The sequence below is a fragment of the Lewinella sp. W8 genome (assembly GCF_004375085.3).
Taxonomy (GTDB): Bacteria; Bacteroidota; Bacteroidia; order Chitinophagales; family Saprospiraceae; genus Neolewinella.
Genome location: NZ_SNAQ03000034.1, coordinates 1 through 15,684 on the forward strand (window position 1 = coordinate 1; position 15,684 = coordinate 15,684).

Annotated in this window: 14 protein-coding genes and 1 tRNA gene; 8 read left to right on the forward strand and 7 right to left on the reverse strand. The window is 52.6% G+C overall.

Features of this window, described 5'->3' with window-relative positions:
• The 8 genes from E1J53_RS24035 to E1J53_RS23425 form a co-directional block, all read left to right on the forward strand.
• A partial coding sequence (locus E1J53_RS24035) for a collagen-like protein (protein WP_173021617.1) occupies positions 1-1,758 on the forward strand: 1,758 nt, incomplete at its 5' end.
• Positions 1,758-2,357 (forward strand): PAS domain-containing protein, encoded by a 600-nt coding sequence (locus E1J53_RS23395; RefSeq protein ID WP_134270411.1) that lies wholly within the window; start codon positions 1,758-1,760, stop codon positions 2,355-2,357. The genes E1J53_RS24035 and E1J53_RS23395, both read left to right, overlap by 1 nt.
• 37 nt (positions 2,358-2,394) lie before the next feature.
• Positions 2,395-2,763 (forward strand): hypothetical protein, encoded by a 369-nt coding sequence (locus tag E1J53_RS23400; RefSeq protein ID WP_134270412.1) that lies wholly within the window; start codon positions 2,395-2,397, stop codon positions 2,761-2,763.
• 20 nt (positions 2,764-2,783) lie between these two features.
• Complete coding sequence (locus tag E1J53_RS23405; protein ID WP_134270413.1) at positions 2,784-4,178, forward strand: LPD1 domain-containing protein; 1,395 nt, start codon at positions 2,784-2,786, stop codon at positions 4,176-4,178.
• 3 nt (positions 4,179-4,181) lie between these two features.
• Positions 4,182-4,961: a glycoside hydrolase family 108 protein gene (locus E1J53_RS23410; RefSeq protein ID WP_134270414.1), complete on the forward strand. Its 780-nt coding sequence runs from the start codon at positions 4,182-4,184 to the stop codon at positions 4,959-4,961.
• Positions 4,961-6,217, forward strand: coding sequence for a hypothetical protein (locus E1J53_RS23415; protein ID WP_134270415.1), 1,257 nt, complete (start codon positions 4,961-4,963; stop codon positions 6,215-6,217). The genes E1J53_RS23410 and E1J53_RS23415 overlap by 1 nt, the downstream gene beginning before the upstream one ends.
• 60 nt (positions 6,218-6,277) lie before the next feature.
• Positions 6,278-6,679 (forward strand): hypothetical protein, encoded by a 402-nt coding sequence (locus E1J53_RS23420; RefSeq protein WP_134270416.1) that lies wholly within the window; start codon positions 6,278-6,280, stop codon positions 6,677-6,679.
• Positions 6,679-6,870: a hypothetical protein gene (locus E1J53_RS23425; RefSeq protein WP_134270417.1), complete on the forward strand. Its 192-nt coding sequence runs from the start codon at positions 6,679-6,681 to the stop codon at positions 6,868-6,870. Before E1J53_RS23420 ends, E1J53_RS23425 begins: the two co-directional genes overlap by 1 nt.
• A 166-nt stretch (positions 6,871-7,036) precedes the next feature.
• Here the strand turns inward: E1J53_RS23425 and E1J53_RS23430 are convergent, their stop codons facing one another.
• From E1J53_RS23430 to E1J53_RS23460, 7 genes are all read right to left on the reverse strand, one after another.
• Positions 7,037-7,309: a hypothetical protein gene (locus E1J53_RS23430; RefSeq protein ID WP_134270418.1), complete on the reverse strand. Its 273-nt coding sequence runs from the start codon at positions 7,307-7,309 to the stop codon at positions 7,037-7,039.
• Positions 7,310-7,827: 518 nt separating this feature from the next.
• Positions 7,828-10,983, reverse strand: coding sequence for a type ISP restriction/modification enzyme (locus E1J53_RS23435; RefSeq protein WP_134270419.1), 3,156 nt, complete (start codon positions 10,981-10,983; stop codon positions 7,828-7,830).
• 50 nt (positions 10,984-11,033) lie between these two features.
• Positions 11,034-12,176, reverse strand: a complete 1,143-nt coding sequence (locus E1J53_RS23440) for a phage integrase SAM-like domain-containing protein (RefSeq protein WP_134270420.1) — start codon at positions 12,174-12,176, stop codon at positions 11,034-11,036.
• A gap of 167 nt (positions 12,177-12,343) precedes the next feature.
• Positions 12,344-12,420 (reverse strand) — tRNA-Lys (locus E1J53_RS23445).
• Between the two features lie 137 nt (positions 12,421-12,557).
• A complete protein-coding gene (dinB, locus tag E1J53_RS23450) occupies positions 12,558-13,688 on the reverse strand; it encodes a DNA polymerase IV (protein WP_134270421.1) in 1,131 nt (376 codons plus the stop codon).
• Positions 13,648-14,085: a hypothetical protein gene (locus tag E1J53_RS23455; protein WP_134270422.1), complete on the reverse strand. Its 438-nt coding sequence runs from the start codon at positions 14,083-14,085 to the stop codon at positions 13,648-13,650. The genes dinB and E1J53_RS23455 overlap by 41 nt, the downstream gene beginning before the upstream one ends.
• A gap of 186 nt (positions 14,086-14,271) precedes the next feature.
• Complete coding sequence (locus E1J53_RS23460) at positions 14,272-15,321, reverse strand: DUF2279 domain-containing protein (RefSeq protein ID WP_134270423.1); 1,050 nt, start codon at positions 15,319-15,321, stop codon at positions 14,272-14,274.
• Positions 15,322-15,684: the final 363 nt, after the last annotated feature.

Consider the following 15,684-nt stretch of genomic DNA (forward strand, 5'->3'; position numbering starts at 1 on the left):
GTAGCTACTCAAATCACCATACCAATTGGCCCTCCGGGACAGCAAGGGGAGCCCGGCCCCGCTTCCACAGTTCCCGGCCCTCCGGGACCAGCGGGAGAAGATGGCTTTGGGATTCAGCTGATTGGCACCGTGGTCGATTCGGCCAGCCTCGATCCCGCCTACACGGGCAACGTGGGCGACGTGTTTGTTGCTGATGATACGCGCAACGGATTTGCCTGGGATGGTTCAGTATGGATCAACGTCGGGCAGATCAAGGGCGATAATGGTCTTTCGGCCTATCAAGTATGGTTGGCCAATGGGAACAGCGGAACGGAAGCGGACTTTCTGCTATCCCTACGGGGTCAGGACGGTGCTCCCGGTCAGGCAGGACCAACCCAAGACCTACTGGCTTTCATTGCCACGAAGAATAATGCTGGATTCGTCACCCCAGAAACGTACACGACCCTGACCGGCTGGGATGAAGACGAAACCAATAGTGCTTATTCGTTCAATGCTACGACGGGAGAATTGACCTTTGATTCCTCGGGTTTGTACTTCGTGATTGTAGACCTGTTCCCGGACCCCACGGTGGGGAATAACCGGGTGCAGCTGAAGGGTAAAATTCAGGAGGATAAAGGGAGTGGATTTCAAGATGTTCCCAGCCTCGAATGGGGTAACTATTCGGCCCGAAATGGCCAACAGGATGAAGGTGGTCTTAGTGCTCCCTTCCTTCGCCGGTATGACGTCGGTGACGTTATCCGCATCCAGGTGGAACGCACGGGCTCCGACGCTGATTTTGGGGAGGACCGCGCCCGCTTGTACGTGGCTAGGATGGAAGCCCTCGCCGATGGCCTTGATGGACTATCCGCCTACGAAATTTGGCTCAACGAAGGGAATACCGGAACGGAGGCGGACTTCCTTACCTCCCTAGAAGGAACGAACGGATCAAAGTGGTATGTCGGAAGTGGCATTCCCTCGGCTGGTCTTGGGGATGACGGGGACTTTTATTTGCAGACCGATCCCACCGGACCGGGCGACGTTTACGAAAAGCAATCTGGGAGCTGGGTGTTTCAGTATACCCTGGAACTGAATGGCGTTGGACCCGCTGGCGATGATGGCAATGAATGGACGGTATCAAATTCCGTTCCCTCCGTTGGGGAAACGGTAGGAGATCTGCACCTTCAGACCGCAGATGATTCGCCGGGGGTAGCCGGTGACATTTGGCGTTACAACGGAACTACGTGGGTGATTGTCCACAACATTCAGGGAACACCCGGAGCCCAGGGGGAGCGTGGTGCCACCTGGACAATTTCCACGACTTCTCCGGCCTTTGTGGCAAATGTCAATGACCTCCATTTGCAGACCGAAGATGATGGTAGCGGGGATAAGGGGGACATCTGGAAATACAACGGAACCGTCTGGCAACCTGCGGGCAACATTGCCGGGCAGGACGCCGTAGCCTGGCCGGACGGCACGACTTTTGGCACCACCTCGAATACCACCTTCACGGTAGCCTCGGGATCGGTCTACAACCTCAGCAATTCCGGCAGCAGCCAGTTGACGGTCAACTTCAACGGGGTGAACCTGATTGACGGACAATCCATCGTGATCAACTGCACCAAGTCCGGCACCGGGAATATCCTGCTGGCCAGCACCGGGGAGGGGATAACCTACGAAGGCAGTACGGCCGCTCTCTACACGACTTCCGGAACGAAGACCTTCATCGCGGTAAAGGCTGCCGGACGGCTCTACATCACCTCCTCAACCTTCCTGGACTGATGATGAGCCTACCCACAAAGTTTCCCAAACAGATCCTGGACTATATCGCCAAGGGCGGCATCGGGGCCCTGGCCGTGGTCGCCCTGTGGGCCTGGCAGTCGTGGAGGGGAGAAAACCGGCTGGATTATCAGTATCAGTTGGAACGGGCAGAAACCCGGGAGGCGGCCTACCTGGAAACGATCGAGAACCAATCGCGGGAAATCACGGCGCTGCAAAAGGGCTTTTACTTCCTCTCCGCTTCCCGCCGTGAAAGCCCACTACCGGAATGGGCCAAGGTGCTCACTGGTCACTATCAGTGGAAAAATGATGCCTTCGATAAGTGGGTGGCCATGCCCGCCGGAGTCAATCCGGATTCGATCCTATTCCGCACGGACCTGGAAATATGGGAGGACAAAGACCTGGCCGATAGCTACCGGCAAAATGATCTGAAGGTGATCCAGCAAAACCGGGTGATTCATTCGGTGGAATATGCTCGCATCGGCGGCGAGATCATCGCCTGGCACTCCTGGAAGTACCCCATCCACGATGCCACCAACCAGGTGATCGGTGTCGGCGGGGTAGCCGTCCGGGAAGATGCCATCAACGAAATCAACCACTAAACCACTTCCGGAGCAGTCCGGAACAAATTCAAGTACCATGTCTGATACTACGCAAACCATTGACAAGACCAATAAGGAGGGAGAAATCACGCTGAGCTCCGGCCTGCGCAAATTCCTCAACAAGAAGTTCGCTGAGCTGCAGACGGCGGCCAGCGAGTCCGCCGAGGAGCTGACGCGCTACCTCATCGAGGCCCGCGTCCATCTGCCCAACGTCGGTGGCCTGGCGCTGCCCAAGGGCGTCGGCTTTCACAAGTACATCACCTTCGAGATCACCGAGGAGGAGCCCGGCCTGGGCATCACGGAAGCTGAAGCTATCGCGGTAGCTACCGAGCACGCCGATGAGGAAGTGCCCGGAAATACGGGCGTCGACATCAGCAGCGTATCCACGCTGCCGGCCAGCTGGTAAATCTTTCCAAAGCGTAACCGATGAAGTTCCTCTTGCTCCTTTTCAATAACGGTGACCGCATGGCCAATCAGGCCCTGCAAACCTTTGCTACTTCCGGCCACCCGAACGTGGATCGGATTTTCGAGTGCGTCGTCGGTAGCCCCTACGGTTGTCCGATCGATCCGGCTACGCTCAACGTGACCAGCTTTCCCCGTTTGGTCTTTATGGCCGTCACCGGCCGAAAGGCCAACGGGGAGGCCTGTTACCGCCACGTCCGCGATGTATCGGCCCGGGGATTAAGCCGGGCGCAGATCCTCACCCACCTGGGGCAGCTCTCGCTCTTACCGCCCATCGTAGACTTCGATTGCTCCAACGGCAATCTACCGGGAGGTGAAGGAGAAGGACAGCAATCTTTACTGGGCATGCTTCGCCTGCCGTCCTGGCTGTTGATGCTGGGCACGGCCTACGCGGCCAAAAAGACGCTGGATGCCAAATCCACCCTGGGCCGCGTCGGTTACGGAGCGATCGCACTCACGGGAGCAACCAAATACTTTAGCCTTCCGCCGGAGGAGCGGCGTCTGCTTCCATCCCTCGGGGCCATGCCCCTGCCGGAGGTTGGAAAGACCACCGACTACCGGCCCATCAAACCGGGGAGCCGGGTGGCGGAATACTGGCAGGATAATGCGAGTATTGCTCCGCGAGACTTCACCGGCCGCAAAAAGCGGAAGGTGGATTATCGCTACTCCGTCGGCGTGGAGGAGCTGGTCGACCGCTACGGGCTGCACAGCATTGAGTTTGGCAACTGGGTACCGCAGGATGAACGTCAGCAGTTTCTCGTTGGCCTGGACGAGTCCCTGGCTGATCTGGCCAAAGTTTTCGGTGTTGCCCAAAATAAGGTCGGATTGGGTCGTGAGCTGGCCATCGCCTACGGTGCGCGGGGACGCGGCGGCCGGGCCCTGGCCACCTACTGGCCGGGCTACGTGCTGATCAACCTTAACCGGGAAAAGGGCATCGGTTCGCTGGCCCACGAATACGGTCATGCCCTGGACTACCGCATGGCCGTCAAGGGCCGCGCTCCTTCCGGCGGACGGACCACCAGTACCATTTTGCCGCACGTGGGGGAGAAATCTCCCCGGGGGATGATGGAGCGAGCGTTGGCCGCGCTGATCCTGGATAACAAGGGCGAGACGAGCAACTGGCGGCAAAAGCTCTACGATTACCGCCCCTACTATCAGCAGCGCAACGAAATCTGGGCGCGCACCTTCGAGGCGTTCGTGGCTATGGAGATGCGCAAGAAAAGTCTCAGAAACGATTTGCTGGTCCATCGTGGCTACGGCCACGGTATTTATCCCACCACCGCCATGCTGAAGAAGGCCCGGCCGGCCATCATGGCCTTTTGCCGGTACGTCCTCAACGGTAAGCGCCCCAAACGATAGCCCATGCCCGTATTACTCATCATCCTCGCCCTCGTCCTGATCATGGCCCTGATCGCCTTTCGGCCCTGGGAAGCCCCGCCGGTTCCGCCGTTGGAGGAAGACCCGGAGCTGGAGCCTGAAATCGTGGCCGAAGTGCTGGACACCATTACGGTAACGCCACTTCCCGAAATTGAACCACCAAAAGAAATTGTCATGGCCTCCTTTGATGTCGCGTACAACATCGTCGCCCGGCACGAGGGCGGCTATCAGAAGATCGCCACCGATCCGGGCAACTACAACAGTCGCCGGGAGCTGGTGGGCACCAACTGGGGAATTTCCGCACCGGTCTACGAATCCTGGATTGGCCGGCCACCCACCGAAACCGATATGCGGCAGATGTCCCGATCGGTGGCCCGGCAGATTTTCAAAAAGAACTTTTGGGATCCCATTCAGGGCGACTTCATTCACTCCCAGCAGCTGGCCACCTTCCTTTTTGATGGCCACGTTAACCACGGCCGCACCGGCATCCGGATCATGCAGCGGGTTCTCGGGGTGATCGTCGACGGAGTTTTCGGCCCCGTCAGCCTGATGGCCCTCAACGGTGCGGACCCCAAGGCCGTTTTTGATGCCTACAAGGCCGCCCGGATTCAGTTCTACCACGAGCTGTCCACCCGCCGTCCGGAGATGCGCAACGTTTGGTTGCCGGTCTGGCTCAACCGGATGGCCAGCTTCAACTTCAATCCAGCCAGCGGCATCACTGCGGTGCTCATCGTCGGCCTGATCGTCTACGCAATTACCCGCTGATGATCCTACGACGTAAACCCCGCCAGCTCTACCGCTGCCGTGATGGCACCTTTTCGACGCACAAGCGCCGGGGCGCCTGTAACTGGCACGGTGGACTGAAGACAACCGAGCCGATCAAGCTGGGTACCCGCCGGGGTGGACAGTCCGCGGATGTGGAACTGATCCCGCTGCGGGATATCCACGTCGCCCACCAGTGGTTCCAAAACCGGGCGGCGCCCTACTCCCTACGCAGCGTGCAGAACATCGTCGAGGCCGCCCGAAGTGGGAATTTCAAGTGGGCCAACCTGGACGCCATTACCGTATGGCGTAACCCCGCCGATCGCAAACTCTACGTGCTCTCCGGCCACAGCCGGCACGAAGCTTTCCGGCAGCTCTGCGAGGCCGGCATCAAGGTTGATGGCCGTGACTTCTGTGCCATCCCGGCCAAGACTTTTACCGGTAGCCTGGAGGCCGCCAAAAAGCTGGCCCTCGAAAGCAATACCCTGAGCACCAAAGAAACCGATCTGGAACGGGCGACTTTCTACCGCCGGCAACGGGAAGCAGGCGCGGACGCGGGTGCCATGCTGAGCCTGGCAAAGCGCCTTGAAGGGCGTAACGCCAATACCATCCTGGCCTTTAGCTTTCTTTCGCCCACGGGTAAGACCTGGGCGGCCCTGCGGGCCTTAGCCGATGGCCAGGCCGACAGCCGGACCATTATTAAGGCCGTCGGCCGCTGGATCGGCAATGCTCGCCGTAGAAACCCGCAGCTGACCGACTTCCACGAAAACGAGCTTTACGAGTGGCTGGTCATGCGCAAGGGCTACGGCTCCGGTGCTGGCCAGGTAAACAGCGAGCAGAAGTTCCTCAAACGGCTGGACAGCATCATCAACCGGCGCACCACCTTTGGTAAGCTGGAAGAATCACTCAATATCCAGTCGGCCGTCACCCTTTCCCCGGTGGAGCGGCAGTACAATCAGCGACTCGAAGATGCCCGCAAGCAGATTAAAGAGCTGGACAAAGAACTGCAGACCAAGATCAAAAACCTGACCGCCCGGGGCGCTACTGCCGCCGACGTGGCCAGGATCACCGAACCGATCGAGCGCGCCCTGCGGCGCGCCCGCATAGAATACCAGGGCCTCGTTTCCTCCTACGATCAGGTACAGGAAGCGGCCCGCAACGAACAGCGGCTTTTTGGCGTAGGAAGCGCCGCCACCGGCCGTACCGGGATCTTCCCGGTACTGGCCCTGGTGGGCGGCATTTACTACCTGACCCGCTAAGAATTGGAGTTGGCTCTCCCCCGGACGATTGCGCATTTATCACCTTCAAATTCATGCGCAATGAATAAGTCTAATCAGTATGGCTACGACGAAGTAGTCGACACCCTCGGCGATAGCATCGAAATCTATCGCAAGATCAAAACGCCCCTGGAGGACGGGCTGCAGTTCACCGACATCCTGGCCCTGTACGACGCCTACCCGCTGGCCATGGAAGTCTTCAATGACCGGAACACCTTCATCCGTCAGTTCCTCGATCTGACGCCAGAAGAAAGCGTCCGGGTACTCGACGAGCTGAGCGCCCGCACGGGCACACCCCGCGACCGGGTAGAGCAGGTCGCCACCCAGTCCTTTCAGGTAGCCAGCCGGGTCTACCGACTGGGCACCTACGTGATCGAGGAAAGCAAGGGCATCTACGCTGATATCCAGCTGATCGGTGGCCTATCCCCCGAAGAAGAGGCGTAATGACCACCGAACAACTTCAGGAGCTGGCGGAACATCTGGACTATGTGGAAATCCACGCGGGGATGATCCGTCAGCACCTGGAGGCGGTGGAGAAGTATTTGGGTGAGGCTAGGGAGCGGTTAGCGGCCGCAAAATCGATTTATACGCTGGACGAGGTGGAGCCACATCGGGTTAGTGAAGATTCACCTTAATCACGAATGATCGTAGTATTTTGATAAAGCTCCATCACTTATCGTTCGCGTTTTGGTAGCCAGAATATCAACACTTTTCAGTAAAGTTGGAGCGGCTCTAAAAAAGAAGTGGTAGCCTGCAAAGGCTACCACTGTACATAAAAATTTAAAACCTGGATTCTAATACCTACGGATAGAAATCGAGCAGGTCGAGAATAATATCGACGACTTTCAGGATAAGGCGAAGGAGTTTTTTCCAGTCAATGCCCTGTTCGATGTCATCGCCGTTATCCTCAATAACCGTAGAGACGTACTTGAGAAGATGGGTGACTGCTTGCTGCTTATGGTAAGCTGCTTTTGCGAACTGCTCGGGTTTTTCAGCCGCAATCTCTTTAACATCAATTGATGCAGCTACACGTTCGAGCTTTGATACAAGCTCTTTGATTTCAACACGATCCATGGGTTCGGGTTTTAGTGATGCCAATATCGGCATGACAAAACTGATCGATATTAACCCATAAACTCACGTTTCTTCGACGGTTCCTTTTTTTTGTTCGATTTGACGAAAATAAAACATTAGTGTTTTCTTAATTTTAAGATAAAACGCTTTTTGATAGACTCAATCTTAACTAAGCGTTGGTAGCCAAATTGCTTATTCTTTTTTCTTTTGATAGCCAGAACGTGAACGAATGAAGGTTAAATTGGCGGTTAACAGTGATTTTGAAACTAAATTTTTTGGTGTTAAGTGCTTAATGCAAAAAGAAGCTTTAAACTTGGTACTACTCACACCTCAGCACAGTAGAGTTCAAAAAATATGTAAGATCACTTAAAAAACTCCCTCCCCGCACTCAGCTCCGCCATCCGAATCCCTTCAGCCAATAGATATTGCTTCTGCGTCACCTCATATTTCTACCCTCCCAGCTGCATGATCTCGCTGAGGGGACTCCGGAAAGGAGAAGGTCAGATCAAAGGGGTGATTCAAAATTCATTAACTGCGTCGATCTCCTTCATTATCCGGTCAGTTTCAACTAAGGCCACTATAATTTTCATGTAGTGCTTAACATCGTTATAATCTAGGGCTCGCCCTTTCCGGTCTTTCAGCCATTTTTGGGCTGGTTGGTAGCCACCAATGTAAAACTCCCAGGCAAGTTCTGGGACGCCTTCGAAGTAAACTTCATCGTTGATGTAAACCCTTAGTGTTCCAGGATCGTAAGTTTTACTTCCTGTCTTTTCAACCGTAAGGTTATCGCCTCCATCCAAACGGATATTAGCCTTGTCTAAGGCAGGAGATTTCATGAGGTGGATCGCTCTCAGCTCACTTCCAAGCTTTACCAACTTCCAGAAAGTTTCCTGATCCTCTGGGTATGGGATACGGGGGAAGTCGATCTTTAAAAACTCTTTGTACTTCTCCCGGTAATTCGGAGAGTGCAGCACTGCATATATGTAGTCCAGAAGATCAAGAGGGGTGAAAGTTCCGTCCTGCTCTGCCTCTGGCAGTGCGTGATCAGGAATGAACCGTAAGGATAGCTTTTCAGAGACTTTTGATACTATCTTGGGATCAAGGTTTGGTTTACGCTCAACGCTATGATCGAGGCTCAACTGCTGCGTTTCTGGATATAGGTATATAGGAAAAATAAGTGGACCACCCCGCCTAAAATTATTGGTATCCGCTAAATTATTGGTAATGAATGCAGCGTCAAAGAATCGGGTATTAATTGCTTGGGATTGCCTTACAAGTATTAACCCAAAGTTTTCTTTTTGAAGATGATAAATGGTTTTTTCTCTACCAAAATCAATTAGATTTTTGTCGTAGTAAATTTTCAAAAGATCAAAGGGCCTATAAAGTAAAGGCTCCAATTTAGTAGGGTCATATACTCCCTGCGCACGTGCAATGTCAATTTTCCAGTCTCTATTGTCTTTCAGATTGAATAAAGACGCAATCTCATTGTCTGTATGATCTAAAGAGTAAAAGGTTTTAATACGATCTAAGAGGGTTCTTTTATCAGAATCAATGACTAAATGATCTCTATGTGTTTTGATTCCACTGGTTTTTAAACGAAATAAACTTGTTAACTCAATAAAATTCTGATACATGCTAAAAACCTCATTATCTCTATACTTGAATAAGTAGTCGTTTGTGTTCTTATCAAAGCGGACTTCCTGCCATTTTATAGAGGAAAGTGAGTTCTGTAGACAGAATTCATACTTTTCTTTTCTTGACCCTAAGAGGTCAAAAACCTTTAATGACTTCTTGATCCCTTTCCTTTTAACAAAAATCGAAATACTGACACCTGGCTGGATATCAAAGACATTCTTATCTGGCTTTCCTGAGTCAGTCATTTCACGTCTTTTCGTACTGCCATGTAAGTCGAGTATATATATTTTGTCAAAATTATTATACAAGCTCTTCCGCATTGCTGAATGGATTACACCATCTAGAAAACTATTATTAGTAATAAAGGCTAATACTCCTTCACCTGTTTTTTCTATCAAATTTTGCCCGTAGCGTATAAACTTGATGTAGTCATCTGAAAGCGGCTGAATATTCCTTTCGTTTAATCCTTTCTTGTAAGTCTCCATCAACCTTTCTATCCACTCTCCCTTGTTTGAACTACTGATTGAATACGGAGGATTACCAATAATGCACATAATCGGCATGTCTTGCTTGATCCGGTTGGCTTCCTCACTTTCGCGGCTCAACCATTGGGCAAACAGTGTTCCTGTATCGGGGTGGGCTTCTTCCAAGCTGTTGGTCAGAAAGACATTAAACCGCTTGTCTGGCTTGGCTCCTGTCTCCCGGAGTACCAGATCAAGTTTGAGGTGCGCCATCGCATAGGAGGCCATCAGGATTTCAAAGCCGTGGATGCGCGGTAGCAAGTCTTTATTGACGTATCCTTTCCAAAGGGCAGGCATATTTTCAAAGCGGCTGTAAACCTCCTGAAACACCCGCGCGAGGAACGTTCCTGTTCCTGTGGCAGGGTCAAGAATCTGAACGCGGTGGGTATCAATATACTCCTCTCGATAGTCCTTTTTTCTATTATGAGCGTACTGGCGGACCTTGACTTTCATCTTGGTTTGAGACGTATCGGCCAAACCATCCGCCAGTCCAAATTCCGTTTTCAGGACTTCATCAACCGCACGAACGATAAAGTCAACAACGGGTTCTGGCGTATACCATACGCCTCGGCTCTTTCTTAGCTTGCTGTCATACTCTGCCAGAAAGTCCTCATAGAAATGCACAATAGGATCATTACGCTGCGTGACCTTACCATAGTCCTCCAAGATTTCTCGGACGTCACAAGCTTTGAAAAGCTCAACCAGATCATCAACGATCCATTGCAAGCGCGTATCGAGGTTAATCGCACCGATTTGACCGAAAAGCTGACGGAGAAAAGGATTTGTTCTTGGCAAAAGTTCTGCCGCCTCCATGCGGCTAAATGTCTTTAAAGTAGGATCATGTAAGCGAGCGGCAAATAATCCATAAGTAATGGTTTGGGCGTACATGTCGGAGAACTGCTTTTCAGTCATATCATGCATAAGAATATTCTGGAAGGCTTCAAACTGTCTCCGTAATTCCCCTCCTCCATCTTCTTCATCTTGCAGAGCATTAAAAATCACAGTCTGGATCATTCGCGCTTTCGCAGCCATCATTTCTGCCAGTTTGCGCGATGATGTGATTGTTTGGCCGTGATATTGGCAAAAGTTACTTAAGAGATTGCCTAGATGGTCGTACTTGTCACTATCAAGAATTAAGGCCTTACCATTCGGCTCGGCTATACGTATTGTCTCAACTAGATTCTCTTCACGATAAAAACGAAATTCGAGATAATCGGTGAGAATAAAATTATACCCTAGTCCTCCATTGAAATATCGTTTGACTTGGGCTTTGGTGTCTTTCTTATCCAGGATGCCACCAATCACGTCCTTGGCTTCGATATATCCGATAGGAATATCTTTCTTGGTGATTATATAGTCTGGCGCACCACATTTTACTCGCTTGGGTTCATTCGTAACTACAACATTATTCCCATAATTTTCCACAAGCCTTTGCAGTGCAGAACGGTAGCTGTGCTCAGTTGCTTTTCCTGAATAATAGAGTTTCTCTACGGCTTTTACGTATTCTTGAATCGTCATGTGCTTTAGGTGAGATTTGCGTAGGTTGACGGCAAAATATAAGGATTTTCTTACCTAAAAAACTCCCGCCCCGCACTCAGCTCCGCCAACCGAATCCCCCCAGCCAGCAGGTACTGCTTCAACGTCGCCTCGTACTTCCAACCACCCAGTTGCATGATCTCACTGAGGGGCACGCCGGAAAGGAGAAGGTTGGTCGCGGCGCTCCGCCGCGCCGTGTGGGTGGTGACCAGAGAGGATTTGGGAATGTGCCCCTTACCCGGAGGGGCCACGTTGGTCAGGATGCCCGCCATGGCGGCGATGACCTTCAGTTTCCGGTTGGCTTCCTGGTTGGTGTCGCCGCTGAGGTCGTAGTTGTTCTTTTTGATCAGCTCCAGAGCGGCCGGCTTGATTGGGACGAAGCTGACGATGTCCGTTTTCTCCGCGACGTTCTTGTAATAATGGGTACCACCGTGCTGGCTGATGTTGGCCTTATTGATGCGGATACTGTCGCCGTAGCGCAAGACCATATAATAGGATACGAGAAAACGGTCCCGTTCCCGCTCCAGGGAGGGGTAGTTGCTGAGGTCGAGCTGAGCCAGGGCGTCGATCTCGTCTACCGTCAGGTAAATTTTATCGTTGGCCCGGAAGCGATCCACCCGGAAGGGTTTGGTTTTGAAGACCACATTTTTGTGCAGCTCCTGGTCGAGGCCCATCTGCATGAACTTCTTCAGGTGTTTGATGTGGTTGGCCACTCCGGACCGGCCGGTGCCGTTTTCGCGCATAAACTGGGTAAAGTCCTTATAGAAGGTCATGTTGATGTCCTCAAAGGCGATATCGTCGCGTCCGTTGACCGCCGCGAAGGCCCGGAGCTTCTTTTCAAAGGAGATAAACTTCTTCCAGGTTCCGGGCCGCAGGTCCTCCAGGCCCGCCCGGCAGTCCTTGATGTACTGGGCTACGAATTGGATCAGCGAGGAGCTTACCCCCAAGAGCTCTCCTTTGGCTTCGGTTTCCAGCCTGGTCAGGATCCCGTTGATCTTGTCAGCGAGGGGGGCCGTCCTTTTTAGCCGGCCGCGTTTTTCGTCCCAATCTTTTGGGTCCGCGTAAAACTGCGTCTTCTCAAATTTTCGTTTGCCGTCGGCGTAGATCGATAGTTTGATGTTGCAGGTGCCATCCCTGCGGGGTTTGTACTTCCAGAGAATGGAGCGGACGGTCATGGTCAACAGTGCTTCAGATGGTCAACAATAGGATAACAATGTTGCCCAAATATACACTTTTTAGCCCCGAAAAACACAAATTGTTTTACGATGTAGGGGCAAGAAAAAACCCCGAAGCTCAGTAGGCACTGAATTTCGGGGTTTACATCAAACAGTTGTTTGAAAAGTGGTGATTCCTCTGGGGCTCGAACCCAGGACCCTCTCATTAAAAGTGAGATGCTCTAGCCAACTGAGCTAAGGAATCGGCCTGCTTTTTTCCAAAAGCGACGCAAAGGTAAATTAACTTGGAGAACTTTTGCAAGGAAAAACTCAAAAGTTTTCTCCATTTTTCACGTCTGCAGGGATAACGGCCACGGGCGGAAAAAGGTTCTGTAACCCGTACTATTCTTCCTCGGCAATTTCACCCTCGAAGGGGAGCAGGAGTTGCACCCCGTCCGGGTGCTCCCGCGAAAGGTTACTGATGCTTAAGCCCAGCAGGCGGACGGCCGGCACCACCTCAATGTTTTCCTCCAGTAGCTGGTGCGCAATGTCCTTGAGGACGGAAAGCTGGCGGATTTCCCCGCCGTAGCTGCGCGAGCGGGTGTGGATGGTGAAGTCCGGGCGCTTCATTTTTAGGGTGACGGTGCGGCCGTAATTTTCCTGCCGCTGCAGGTAGCCGAAAATCTTCTCCGCCAGGAAATCCAGTTTCTCCTTCATCTCCCCAATTTGGGTGATGTCTTCGGAAAAGGTGCGTTCGGCCCCGATGCTCTTTCGAATCCGGTTGGGATTGACCGGGCGGTCGTCCAGGGCATTGACGATCTTGTACAAGTGTCTTCCCATCTTTCCGAATCGCTGGGCCATCTCCAGTTCACTGAGCGGCAGTAGGTCCGCGCCGGTACGAAAGCCCATTTTCTCCAGTCGGGCGGCCGTCTTTTTGCCTACACCATGGAAGTCCTTCACCGGGAGAGCGGCCAGGAACGAGGGGGCTTCCTTGCGGGTGATGACCTTCATGCCGTTGGGCTTGTTGATGTCGCTGGCGACCTTGGCCAGGAATTTATTGAAGCTCACGCCGGCCGAGGCCGTCAATTGGGTGGTGTCAAAAATCTCCTTCCGGATGGCCCTGGCGATGAGGGTGGCCGATTTTGGGCCCCGCTTGGGTTCGGTAACGTCCAGAAAGGCTTCGTCCAGGCTTAGGGGCTCAACCAGATCGGTATAAGACAGGAAAATCTCCCGAATCTGCTCAGAAATTTCCTTGTAGCGCGCAAAGTTATGGCGGACGAAAATCAGGTCGGGACAAAGTCGCTTGGCCGTCACACTGGGCATGGCCGACCGGACACCAAATACCCGGGCTTCGTAACTGGCGGCGGCCACCACCCCCCGCAGTCTGCTGCCGCCTACGGCAATGGGCTTACCCCGCAACTCGGGATTGTCCCGTTGCTCCACACTGGCAAAAAAGGCATCCATGTCAATATGGATGATTTTGCGCTCTCCTTTACTGGGGTGGCGAGGGTTGGCCTTTCGCTTCCATTTCATTCATCAGCTCCTCCGTATCGGCGGTAAGGTCATCTAATTGACGTTTAGCGGCTTCGGAGAGTTCACCCCCGTCCCGCTTAAGCATTTCCTCCAGTTCGGCCCGGCGCTCACTGAGTTTGCCCAGTTCCCGGAGGGCCTCGGAGTCCCGAAGGTCTTCGGCCCTGGCCGACAGGTCCGCGTAAAGCCCCTCCAGCTTCTGAATGGCGTCATCGTACTTGCCTTCCTGAAGCTTGACGCGCTCGCTCTTGAGCAAATTCCAGGCGTCCCGACCGAGGTCCGTAGCCTTACCGACGATCTCACGGCTCTGTGCCTTTTCTTCCGCCGTACCAAAAAAGTAATTATAACCGAGCAGGCCCACTACGATCAAGAGGCCGATTTTTAGGAGTGACTTAATCATGTCAATAAGAATGATGGTTAGCCCTAAGGTAAGGACTATATAACCGAGCGTATTGCCCATCAACCAAAAATTACCCTCCGCCCCCCTAACAGACCAAATTTCTAACAGACTAACAGACCAAAAGACTAACAGACCAACAGACCAACAGACCAACAGACCAACAGGCCAACAGACCAACTCCCCCTTCTACCACATCACCCAGTGCCCCCGAAATTTACCCCGACTGTACTCCAGCGCCGGCGCCGGAATCTTGATGAAGTCTAATATTCCCAGTGTGAGGCGAACCCATCGTTTTTTCGTCGGAATACGACTCAGGTAAATATCCGGACTCAAGTACCACTGTCGATACCGTTCTTCGGGAAAGCGAAACCGCTCGTCGCCCACGCGCCATGAATTGCCGTAGGCACCATAAACGTTTTCGGATCCGTAGCCAACCGCGATGTTCAGCCACTGCGGGATTTTGCTTTTGGGAAAGAAGGAAGCAGGGTTGACACTAGCCCAGATGGTCTGGGCATTGTAATCCTTCAGGTAGCGTTCGAAGGGGTAATCGCCGAAACGCTCACGGCTGATGTCCCCGAGGTTGGAGGTGGCTCCGTTGGCGTTGGTGATGGTGATGTCGGGGTGGGGCCTCAGGTCGTTGCTGACCTTTAGCAGGATGCGCTGTTCCCGCCAGAGGGCATCCTGGGCCGTAAAGACGAGGCTGCCGGCAAGGTTCGCGCCCATGTCGGACCAGCTGAACCCCCATTCGGCCGAATACCCGTCAAAAACCTCAATGGTCCCCTGGAGGAGATTGGCCACCCCCAGGGCGGCATAACGGGCGGTGGGCCGCTTAAGCCCCGACCACCGTAGTCCCGCAAAGGCGTACCGACTGAACATATAGGCCGTGAAGGCGTGGCCGGCCTTGTCCATTTGATTCCACTCCGGCCAGTCGTTGAAGGACCTCAGGGAACCACGTTCATATTCTTTATACCAAATCTGGTAAAGACCGATGCTGAACCCACCGTAGAGAGCCGCACCCGTTCCGGCCGACACGTAAAAACGGGAACTATTAAAGGTAGAATCCGGACGGAGCCAGTTGTCCTTTGCCAACCCGGCCAGGGGATCGCGCTGGGTAAAATCAATGCCGAAAGGCGCATTGGCGTCCGATTTTTTTTGCCCCGTCAGGGATAATCCCGGGAAAAAGAGCAAAAAAAAGAGGACCAGTAGCCAGTTTTTGGGAGTAAATGGAGGGTACAAACCACTTTTTTTGAAAAAAAATCAGAAAAAAATTGAGGAAAAAATGGGTGTTTTTGTCAAAAATGAGAATCTATTTTTGGTTGCAAAAAATTGATTTTCAGTTTTTTAAACATAGAATCATGGATAAAAAATTCCAAAAAAGTTTGTCATTGTACATGTCTAGGGCCGGATGAGAATGCACTTTTGTATTGTCAGCAGAAGAAATGAAGCAGACGCCACTAACAATAAGTATTCCCTGAACGGTTTTTTTTGACTTTGACGACGACAGATTTTAGGCACAAGCAAACATTAATCTCAGACGACGACAATTTTATTTTTTGGCACAGACAAGCCGTAATCTCATGACGACGACATTGGAGGATT